Raw genomic sequence first — 10,359 nt, 5'->3', positions numbered from 1 at the left:
GGTGATCCGTCGACTTGTCAGGGACGGCCGAGCGCGTGGTACGTCCAGCCCGCGGCGCGCCACTGGGCGGGGTTGAGGGTGTTGCGGCCGTCGATGACGGTGCGGGCCGCGACGACCGCGGTCAGGGCGTTCGGGTCGAGCTCACGGAATTCAGTCCATTCTGTGAGATGGAGCACAATATGCGCCCCGGTCGCGGCGTCGACAGCGTTGTCGGCGTAGATGAGCTCCGGGTAGGCCCGCCGGGCGTTCGGGATGGCGGCCGGGTCGTAGACGGCGACCGTGGCGCCGGCCTTGCGCAGGGTGTCGGCCACCGCGAGGGCGGGGGAGTCCCGGATGTCGTCGGAGTTGGGTTTGAACGCCGCGCCGAGCACGGCGATCACCTTCCCGGTGACGTCGCCGCCGAGCGCCTCGGTGGCGAGGGTGACGGTGCGGTCGCGGCGCCGCAGGTTGATGGCGTCCACCTCGGCCAGGAAGGCCACGGCCTGGCCGGCGCCGAGCTCGGTCGCGCGGGCCTGGAAGGCGCGGATGTCCTTGGGCAGGCAGCCGCCGCCGAAGCCGAGGCCGGCCTGTAGGAAGCGGCCGCCGATCCGGGTGTCGTACGAGATGGCCTTGGACAGGTGGGTGACGTCGGCCCCGGTGGCCTCGCAGACCTCGGCCATGGCGTTGATGAAGGAGATCTTGGTGGCGAGGAAGGCGTTCGCGGCCACCTTGACCAGCTCCGCGGTGGGGTAGTCGACGGTGACGACGGGCGTGCCGGCGGCGATCACTGCCGCGTAGACGCGGTGCAGCGTCGCCTCGGCGCTGCCGCCGGGCGCGACGCCGAACACGAGCCGGTCGGGGCGCAGGGTGTCGTCGACGGCGAAGCCCTCCCGCAGGAACTCCGGGTTCCAGGCGAGCTCGGCCTCGGGCGCCTGCTCGGCCAGCCAGGCGGCGAGGCGGGCCGCTGTCCCGGCCGGGACCGTGGACTTGCCCACGACCAGCGAGCCCGGCCGCAGCCCACCGGCGATCAGCCCGCTGACCGCGGCGTCGACGTAGCGCATGTCCGCGGAGTTCGACTCGGGGTGCTGGGGCGTCCCGACGCAGACAAAGTGGACGTCCGCCGCGCCGGCGGCGTCCGCCAGCGACGTCGTGAAGGACAGGCGGCCGGACTCCAGGTTCTTGCGGAGCAGCTCCTCCAGCCCGGGCTCGAAGAAGGGCACCTCGCCGGCGGTCAGTCGTTCGATCTTGACCGGGTCGACGTCGACGCCGATGACCTCGAAGCCCAGCTCGGCCATGCAGACCGCGTGTGTAGCGCCCAGGTAGCCGGTTCCAATGACAGAAATTCTCAATGGATCAACAACGGTTGTTGTTCCCATGTGGTTTGTCAACTCCCAGTTGGCGGTAATCTGACTATGGGCGTTGCGTATTCGACATGATCCGTTAACGTTCGTCGGCGCCCGGAGTCATGCGATGCGAAGAAGGGGCATTATGCACGTGCCTCGTAGTCGCAGAGTAAATCCGTCGGGGCCGCGTTATTTCTTGTGACAGGGTAAGTGCGTTCTGTAGCTACCGACACCCCGGGGTGCGTGCGATTCACGTCACACTGCTAACCTCCGGTGCACTGCCATCGGGAGTAGGGTCCTATGCGCCTTCGCGTCCGACGGCCAAGTCTTTGGCCGATATGAGAGGGAGGGCCGCCGGGCCGCTACTTTTCAGGTGGGTCTTTACGGTAACCCCTCGGAGGGAAAACGCCAGGCAATGGACGCGCTCAGTACCGTGATCGACCGCGTCGGATCATACTGGGGACTTGTTCCCCTGGGGATCGCGGGAGTGATCTCGTGGTCGGTGTGGTTGTTCCGACGTGTATTGTCATCTCGTTACAAGCCGATCAACAACAAGTTCCGGACATCCACATCCGTCGTCGTCCCCTCTTTCCGTGAGGACCCGGATGTCATAGAGCGCTGCCTGCAGACATGGCTGGCGCAGAACCCCGACGAGCTCATCATCGTCCCGGACGTCGAGGACACCGAGCTCATCAGCCGGCTGCGCAGGCACGCGCGAGAGCACCGCAACCTCCGCGTGCTTCCCTTCGTGCACGAGGGGAAGCGTTCCGCTCTCGGTGTGGGCATCAAGGCCGCCACCAAGGAGGTCGTGGTCCTCTGCGACTCCGACACGGCCTGGGAGCCGGGCCTGCTCGCCGCCGTCCAGATGCCGTTCGTCGATCCCAAGGTCGGCGGGGTCGGCACCCGGCAGAGCGTCTACAACGCGCGGACCAGCGTCTGGCGCCGGGTGGCCAACTGGCTGGTCGACATCCGTTACCTCGACTACGTGCCGGCGCAGGGCCGGGCGGGCGCGGTCGCCTGCCTGTCCGGGCGGACGGCGGCCTACCGCCGGTCCGCGATCCTGCCGGTGCTGCACAACCTGGAGAACGAGTTCTTCCTGGGCAGGCGGTGCATCGCCGGGGACGACGGGCGGCTGACCTGGCTCACCCTCGCGTCCGGCTACAAGACCGTGCACCAGGACACGGCCCGGGCCATATCGATGTTCCCCGACTCGCTGAAGGCGTTCATCAAGCAGCGGGTGCGGTGGAGCCGCAACTCCTACCGCTGCTACCTGACCGCGATCTACAAGGGCTGGCTGTGGCGGCAGCCGCTGATCTGCCAGATCAGCGTTCTCCAGATCCTGCTCACGCCGGTCACCATGGGGGTGGCCATGACCTATCTGGGGTTCTGGATGGTCCGGCCGCAGGCGAACGCCCCCCTCATCGCGGTCGCGTGGCTGCTGGGCGGACGCGCCGTGCGCGGGCTGTCGCACCTGCGGGAGCAGCCCCGCGACATCTTCATCCTGCCGGTGGTGGTCGTGATGATCGTTATCGTTGCCCTGCCCATCAAGACCTGGGCATTCATAACGATGAACAAGCAGGGCTGGCTGACCCGGCGCGCCGACCTGATAGGCGGCGAGGGGCAGTCGGACGCCTCCGTTCGGGTGAGCCAATAATGATCGGAGTTTCATGATCATCCCGACGCTCGGGCCCGCTGTCCGCCGTGGGCTGTCGTCCGTCGCCAGGCCGTCGCCCGTCGCCAGGCCGTCGCCCGGCCGCCGGCGACGGGCGCGGGCCCGCCTCCTCGCCGGCGGCGTCTGCGCGGGCGCGCTGCTCGGCGGCCTCCCCGTCCTGGTGGGCACGGCCGGCCCCGCGCTGGCCGCGCCACCACCGCCGCTGCCCCCGGTCACCTCGGCGGACGCCAAGAAGCAGGCCCTGCTCGTCGACGCCGAGGACATCCGCCTGCGGTCGACGTTCGAGAAGTTCGGGGTGCTGCGGGCGCCTGCCATGGTGCAGACCCAGGGCAGCCTGCCCACCCTGCTGCTGCCGGCCCGGCAGGCTCCCTACACGGTCGAGGAGGTCGCCGCCGCCGGCGGCATGCGCCGTGAGGTCGACGGCGCCACCCTCGTGCTGGCCAACATCGTGGTGGGGCCGGACGCCCGGCTGGTCATCGACCAGCGGGCCGGGTCGCTGCGGCTCGCCAGCAGCCCGGCGGGCTTCGTCGGGCTCACCAGCTGGCGTGGGGCCATCGAGATCAACGGTAACGCGCAGCAGCCGCTGAACATCGTCGGCTGGGACATCAAGGAGCTCAAGCCCGACGCCAACACGGTGGACGGGCGCGCCTACATCCGCACGATGGGTGGCGAACTGGTCGTGCGCAACGTCCGGGCGTCCAACCTGGGCTTCTGGAACGGCCGCACCGGCGGCGTGGCCTGGACGGGCAGCAAGGGCGAGCCCAGCACCGGTGGCGCGGCCAACTCCACGTTCGTCAACAACGTCTGGGGTGCCTACATCTCCGGTAGCGAGGGCATCCAGATGATCAACGTGCGGCTGGAGGGCAACGACCGGGCCGGCCTGGCGATCCACCGGGACGCGGTCAGCACCCTCATCTCCGGCAGCACCTCCACCGGCAACCACGGCGACGGCATCACCATCGACCGCGCCTCCGGCTCCCGGGTCATGCGCAGCACCATCACGGACAACAGCGGTGACGGGATCACCCTGGACGGCCGCGGTATCGGCATCGTCGCCACCGCCACCGGCGTCCAGATCAACCAGATCAAGGGAACCGTCATCGAGGCGAACACGCTGAGCGGCAACGGGCGCTACGGCGTCCGGGTCCTCGGCGGTGAGGACACCGTCGTGCGCGGCAACAAGGTGTCCGGCAGCCAGGTGGGCGTCGTGGTCAAGAGCGGCGCGAACGGCACCCAGATCCTCGACAACACCGTCGGGGGCGTGGTCGACTCCGCCCTGCAGATCGGCCCGGACGCCAAGCGGACGGCCATCACCACCAACACGCTCGCCGACGGGCGGATGGGGATCATCACCCAGGACGCCGCGACGAACATCATCAGTCGTAACAGGATATCCGGCTCGACCGAGTTCGCGGTGACCGTACGTGGCCAGTCCGACGGCACGACCGTGGGCAACAACACGTTGGCCGGCCGCGGCTGGCGGGCCGTCGACATCCGCAAGGCCGTCGGGATCACCGCCGCGGCCGTGAAGAGCAACGACACGTCGAAGTGGATTCCCCGGCTCGAGCGCCCGTGGTACGTGATCTTTGAACGGCACCCGGCCCTGTTCGTCTGGTCGTTCATGGCGCTGCTGCCGATTCTCGGCTGGCGCACCGGCCGGCGCTGGCGCAGGCGCGCGACCAAGGAGCACCCCTACCCCGAATCCGATCTGCTGGTACGGCGCATGACCACAGCGTCCGCCGTGTCGGCCGTGCCGGCCAGCCCGCAGCCGGTCCCGGCCGGTCTGCAGCCGGCCGTCGGCGCGGCCGGGCTGCAGGCCGCCGTCGACCGGCTGGAGCTGGTCGAGGCGACCGAGGTGATCTCCATGCCCCCGCGCCCCAGGGATCCTGGACGGACGCCGTTGGTACCCGGCCAGGGCGCCCATCGAACGACCACCTACCGCGGTGCCGCGGCGCAGGAGCACCCGCCGGCACCCCAGCCGCGGTACGGCGACCAGCCCTGGCCCGCCGCGTCCGCCCCGTCGCCCGGCCCCGCCGGCCGGCGGGCGGGGCCAGGCGGCCCCGACAGGGCGTTCGGCGGGAACGACCACGACCGCGACGGCGCCCGGGTCAACCAGGACGACAACCCGACCATGGATGGCCTGCGCTACCTGCGCGACCATGCGGCGCGGTATCCCGACGGCTCCTTCGACCGGTTCGCCGGGGGGAACGACGGCGCTTTCCGTGGCGACGGGCCTGCCGGCGCCTCCGCGTCCCAGGGGTATCCGCAGCCCTGGAACGACCAGCTGCCAGACGATCGTTTTTATGAGGACGGCCCGGAGGCGGACGACGTCACGGTCAATGGCGACCGCGAAGGTGCCGCGGTGGTGAAATACGACACCGTCGGATCGCGGGCGATGGTTTCCTACAATGGAAAAGACCGCGACCGTTACAGCAGGAGGGATCCACTGTGACGATCCCTCCCGGGGGGGTCCCCGCCGTGGCGGCCGGCCCCCCGGCAGGGCCGCCCCCCCGGGGCATCCGCAGGTGCCGGAGACTGTGCGTGGCGGCGGCGGTGCTCGCGTGCGCGGTGACGCTCGCCGCCTGCCAGGGGGGCACGAAGACGGCGAAGCCGCAGGCGCCGCCGGCCACCGCCGGCTCCGGAGCCTCAGCGGCCTCCCCGCAGGCGTCCGCCGCCGGGGCCGGGCCGGCCGTCACCCAGGGCGGCGGGCCTCAGCCCGGCGGCCAGGAGGTGGCCTGTCCGGCGGGTGAGCCTACGGTCCGTAATCCCGGTGATCTCAAGGTGGCGCTGGCGTCGGCGAAGCCCGGCGCGGTCATCCGGCTGGCCGACGGTACGTACGCCGGTGGCTTCACCATCGCCAGGTCGGGCACGGCGGCACAGCCGATCTGGCTGTGCGGCTCGCGCGGCGCCGTGCTGGACGGCCAGGACGACACCGACTACATCCTGCACATCGACCATGCCTCCTATGTCCGCCTGTCGGGCTTCAGCGTCCGTAACGGCAAGAAGGGCGTGATGGCGGATGGCGTCCAGCACGGCATCATCGCCGGGCTCAGCGTGAGCGCCATCGGGGACGAGGCCATCCACCTGCGTTCCTTCAGCTCGGACAACCTGGTGACCGGAAACGTCATCCGGAATACCGGGAACCGCTCGGAGAAGTTCGGCGAGGGCATCTATGTCGGCAGCGCCAGCAGCAACTGGTGCAAGTACTCGGACTGCCGCCCGGACAACAGCGACCGGAACTCGGTCATCGGGAACGACATCGCCGGCACGACGGCGGAGAACATCGATATCAAGGAAGGCACGACCGGCGGCATCATCTCCGGGAACACCCTGTCCGCCGACCGGCTGACCGAGGCCGACTCGTGGATCGACCTCAAGGGCAACGGGTGGACCGTCGTGGACAACACCGGCCAGGGTGGCGGGAACATCAAGGACGGTATCCAGACCCACGTCGAGTCCGACGGTTGGGGGCGGCGGAACATCATCCGGAACAATGCGCTCACGGTGAACGGCGGAGGCTTCGGCGTTTACATCCACGATGGCGACAGGACCCAGAACGTGGTCGGTTGCGACAACAGGGTCCAGGGCGCGAGCCGGGGCTTTTCCAACGTCAAGTGCTCTTAGGCCGTGGTATTTCCGCCGCCGGGCGGACGGCAGCGCTGGCTGTTGACGCCGCATGCCGTCGCGTCCGACGTCCGTAGTGATTATATTGTAGTTATGTTGTGAATGTCTTCACGGGGTGTGAGAAGCCCGCTGGCGTTCGAGCACCGTACGGGTGACCCGGCGCTCCGCCACGAACGACAGGAAGGGGATCGTGCCGGCCAGCATGACCAGCAGGGTCGGTCCGGTACGCAGCCGGCACCGGGACGACAGGTCCGCCGTCAGGGCGAGATAGACCATGAACAGGAACCCGTGGATGGGGCCGACGGCCTCGGCGAGCGTCGGGGCGTCCGCCAGGTACTTCAGCGGCACACCCACCAGCACGAGCGTGATCAGCCCCACGCCGACGAGATAGGCGATCACCCGGAAGCGCAGCAGCGCACGACGGACCGCGCGCTCGCTGGAACGCCCGGAGCCCGAGGCGGAACCGGCGCTGGCGCCGGTCGCCGCCGGTCCCGCCGTCCCAGGGCCCGCCGCGGGCCGCGGCCCCGGAGCCGCCCTGCCGGAGTCCTCCCTGGTGGGCGGTGTCACCGGGTCCCCGACCCGGATGGCGTGTCCCGCTTGTAGAGCGAGGCGAGATAGCGGTTGTACGCTTCCAACTCCTCGTCATCCTCCTCATCGTCGCCGGAGCCACTGCTGGGCGGACCGTCAGCGCCAGGCCCGCCCGGCCCGCGGTGTTCGTTCCATGGTTGTGCGTCCGTACCGGGACGGGCCGCTTCCTCGGCCGCGGGAGCCGGCTTCGCCGGTCCGGGGCGAAGTTCCTCGCGCACCATCTGCGACCAGCCGAAGATCACGGCCATGGCGAAGATCGGCCATTCCACGCCGTAGAAGAGGTTCTGCAGGGTTCCGCGGCTGGACTGCCCCTTCTCCCACTGCCACCACCCGAGCCTGGCGAACAGGCCGATCATGAAGAGGGCGAGCGCGTGCCGCAGGATCCAGGAGGGTGAGAAGAGGATTCGGCGCACGTCTGCGACGCTACATCCGTTCGTGCCCGACGCGGGGCTGTCGGACGGGTTGACAAGTACGGCTCGCCCGCCCCGGCTGGGGGGGGTTAGCGGGGAACGGGCGAGCCGGAACGTTCGGAAACAGCGCTTTGGCCAGCCGAAAGATCATCGGTTCTGAGCGCAGCGGAGCTGTCCGCACGTTCATATGTCCAGTCGCTCGGGAGCCCGGCGGGGTTGCCGCGTCCAGAACATTTTTTCAACGTCGCGAACGGCTCACCGGTAGCCGGAGAGGACGGCGGCGGCAAGCGAGACCTGCCCCGCGGGCCCCGCCTGAGCCTGCGGGGCCCGTAGCGGCCTGCCGCCGCCGGGGCCACCCCGCCCGTCCGCGTCACGCCGTTCGTTCTGATCATCACGGTCATCCGGGTAATCGGGGTCGCCCGGGTCGCCCGGGTCGCCCGGGTCGCCGGAACCGGGCTCTGCCCGGGCGGACACCTCGACGTTCAAAGTGCGCCCGCCCGCACCCGGACCGAAGTCGATCTCGACGACCGAGCCCGTCCATCTGCTCGAACGGCCCGCCGGCACGACGACGGACGAGACATCCTGCCCGTCGATGTCGGCCCGCACCACGCCCTGTCCCCCCAGCGTGCCCAGGTACAGGCTCAGACGGCCGGCCTGGCCGCCTGTCGGGACGGCAAGCCGGAACCTGCCGGAGCCCCGCAGCGCCAGGGCGTCGGCATGGTTGCGGCCCGTCTGCTGCGGGCTGCCCGCGCTCCAGTCGAACCGGGCGGGACCAGGGACCACCGTCGGGATGTCGCCGGACACGTTGATCCGGCCGATGACCGGCTGTGCCAGATTCGCGCGTACCCGCTCGGCGGATCTGCCCGCGCCGTTCCCGTAGAGGACCCAGTCCTGGACGTCCGCGCCCGGCAGGACGATCCGTTCCGGGGCTGTTGGGCCGACGCTGAGCCGGACCCGCGGCGCCTCGCCCGCGGGTGTCTGGGCCGGCGGGGGCGCGGCCGCCGGGCCGGGCGTGGTCTGCTCCGTCGGCCCGCTCGACGCGGGCTGCCGCGAGGAGGCGGGCAGGGGCGGGACGGCCCCGGTCGCGGCGGCGGCCGGTGGCACCGGAAGCGCCGTGGCCGACACAGAATGATCATTATCGTGCGACGGGACCGTCCGGATACCGGTCAGCGTGATCGCCACGACGCCGAGCACGCCGGCGACGGCACCCAGGACGATCATCCTGGACCGGGGGGAGACAACCGGCGGCATCCCCGGCCCTCTCCCTCGCGGGACCGCCCTTCCCAGGCTCCGTCGCCGCCGCCGGTCACGAGGGGGCCGGGGCGGGCTTCCGGGACGACGGCCGGCAGCGTGGGCCAGCGGCGGGTGGGTCTCGTGGCCCGGCCCGATGACGCGTCCACGGATCCGTGCGCTGTCCGGCTCGTGCGCGTCCGCCGCCTGCGTGAGCGCCTCGGACAGCCACGGCCCCGGTTCCACCCGGGTGTGTCCGCGGTGGCGGCGGCCGGCGCCACCGCGGCCGCCCGTCACGTCGCCTCCCCGCCCCGCAGCCGCGCCCGCGGGTCGACGTCGTGCCGTCGGCGCGGCAGCCCCTTGCGCGCCTCGGGATGCTTCCTGCCCGGCCGGGCCACGGGATCCGTCACCGACGCGGCCTGCGGCCCCCGGGCGCTGTCGCGTGTGCTGTCGCGCGTGCCCGCCAGCAGGATGCGCTCCAGCTCACCGGCGCCCTTGGAGGTCTGGCTCTTGACCGTGCCGACGGAGATCCCCAGGGTGCGGGCGGTCTCGTCCTCGGAGAGGTCGAAGGCGTACCGGAGCACCAGGCACTCCCGTTTGCCGGTCGACAGCGACATCAACGCCGTCCGGACGTCGACGACCGCCGGCACGTCGGTGTCGGTGCTGCGGGTCTCGGCCAGGCCGCCGAGGATGCCGAGGCCGTGCCGCTCACGTATGATCTTCCGTAGCCGGCTCGCCGCCATGTTCGCGACGGTACGTCTGAGGTAGGCCAGCGGGCTGTCGGCCTGACGGACGCTGTCCCAGCGCCGCCAGGCGGCGGTGAACGCGTCGGCGGTGATGTCGTCGGCGGCATCATGGTCGTTGGTCAGCAGATAGGCGAGCCGGGACAGCTGGCGATGATGCCGCTCGAAGAAGGCGTGGAACTCCGCGGCCGGGCCACCGTGATCGCCGAGGCGTTCATGGTCATCGTGGTCGCTGTGGAGGCCATCGGGTGCCACGGGGTCATTCGGTACGGCGAAGGTGCCCGCGGTACTGTCCGCTTCGGTGGTGTCCCCGTCCCGTTCCAACCGGCGCGCTCCTGAAGCTCGTCCGACAGGCGATGCGCCACACGTGTGGATCTCGCCCGATGGCAGGATGCGAGAAGTATGTCCGGCGCGCAGCCTATGGGCCGCGGCGGGTCCGTACAATTCGGTCATCGTCATGATTTGGTCATCATTCGGACGAAGCCGGGTGATTCGCCCGGTCAGCCGGCTGGTCAGCCGGCCGGTCAGCCGGCCGGGCTCGTCGCCAGGGCCGCGCGGCCGACGCCGGTGATGTTTCCGCGGAGCGCCGGTCGGGGTATGCCGGCGCATATGGGTGCTTCGCATGAAGCCGTTGTGGCTCGCCGGGACGTCCGGGCACGCCGGCCTGCCCCGCCGCCTCCGCTTGACCCGGATGCTCCGGTCCCGGACGATCCCGCTCCGCTGCTCCCCAGCACGCCTGACCTGCCGCCCGCCCCACACGAGCCCTCCCC

At 70.7% G+C, this 10,359-nt stretch carries 8 protein-coding genes; 3 read left to right on the top strand and 5 right to left on the bottom strand.

Translation table 11 applies throughout. The features are described 5' to 3' along the window. Positions 1-17 precede the first annotated feature (17 nt). Positions 18-1,355 (bottom strand): UDP-glucose dehydrogenase family protein, encoded by a 1,338-nt coding sequence (locus tag AC5LSR_RS20670; RefSeq protein ID WP_250284742.1) that lies wholly within the window; start codon positions 1,353-1,355, stop codon positions 18-20. A 382-nt stretch (positions 1,356-1,737) separates the two neighbouring features. Between AC5LSR_RS20670 and AC5LSR_RS20665 the strand changes: the two genes are divergently transcribed. From AC5LSR_RS20665 to AC5LSR_RS20655, 3 genes are all read left to right on the top strand, one after another. Next, positions 1,738-2,976 carry a glycosyltransferase family 2 protein gene (locus AC5LSR_RS20665; RefSeq protein WP_250284740.1) on the top strand — a complete coding sequence of 413 codons (1,239 nt, stop codon included), beginning with the start codon at positions 1,738-1,740 and terminating at the stop codon, positions 2,974-2,976. 13 nt (positions 2,977-2,989) lie between these two features. Further along, a complete protein-coding gene (locus AC5LSR_RS20660; protein WP_250284738.1) occupies positions 2,990-5,446 on the top strand; it encodes a right-handed parallel beta-helix repeat-containing protein in 2,457 nt (818 codons plus the stop codon). Positions 5,447-5,535: 89 nt separating this feature from the next. Then, positions 5,536-6,618: a right-handed parallel beta-helix repeat-containing protein gene (locus AC5LSR_RS20655; protein ID WP_250284737.1), complete on the top strand. Its 1,083-nt coding sequence runs from the start codon at positions 5,536-5,538 to the stop codon at positions 6,616-6,618. A gap of 108 nt (positions 6,619-6,726) precedes the next feature. Here AC5LSR_RS20655 and AC5LSR_RS20650 read toward each other — a convergent pair whose 3' ends face one another. The 4 genes from AC5LSR_RS20650 to AC5LSR_RS20635 form a co-directional block, all read right to left on the bottom strand. Then, positions 6,727-7,185 (bottom strand): DUF3817 domain-containing protein, encoded by a 459-nt coding sequence (locus AC5LSR_RS20650; RefSeq protein WP_250284735.1) that lies wholly within the window; start codon positions 7,183-7,185, stop codon positions 6,727-6,729. After that, entirely contained in the window at positions 7,182-7,619 is a 438-nt protein-coding gene (locus AC5LSR_RS20645) for a hypothetical protein (RefSeq protein ID WP_250284733.1), read from the bottom strand. Before AC5LSR_RS20645 ends, AC5LSR_RS20650 begins: the two co-directional genes overlap by 4 nt. Before the next feature lie 252 nt (positions 7,620-7,871). Beyond that, positions 7,872-8,867: a hypothetical protein gene (locus AC5LSR_RS20640; RefSeq protein WP_250289897.1), complete on the bottom strand. Its 996-nt coding sequence runs from the start codon at positions 8,865-8,867 to the stop codon at positions 7,872-7,874. 272 nt (positions 8,868-9,139) lie between these two features. After that, entirely contained in the window at positions 9,140-9,844 is a 705-nt protein-coding gene (locus tag AC5LSR_RS20635; protein WP_250284918.1) for a SigE family RNA polymerase sigma factor, read from the bottom strand. Positions 9,845-10,359: the final 515 nt, after the last annotated feature.

This window comes from Protofrankia sp. CiP1_Cm_nod4 (genome assembly GCF_982290645.1).
This window is presented reverse-complemented; position numbering and strand designations above follow the sequence as displayed.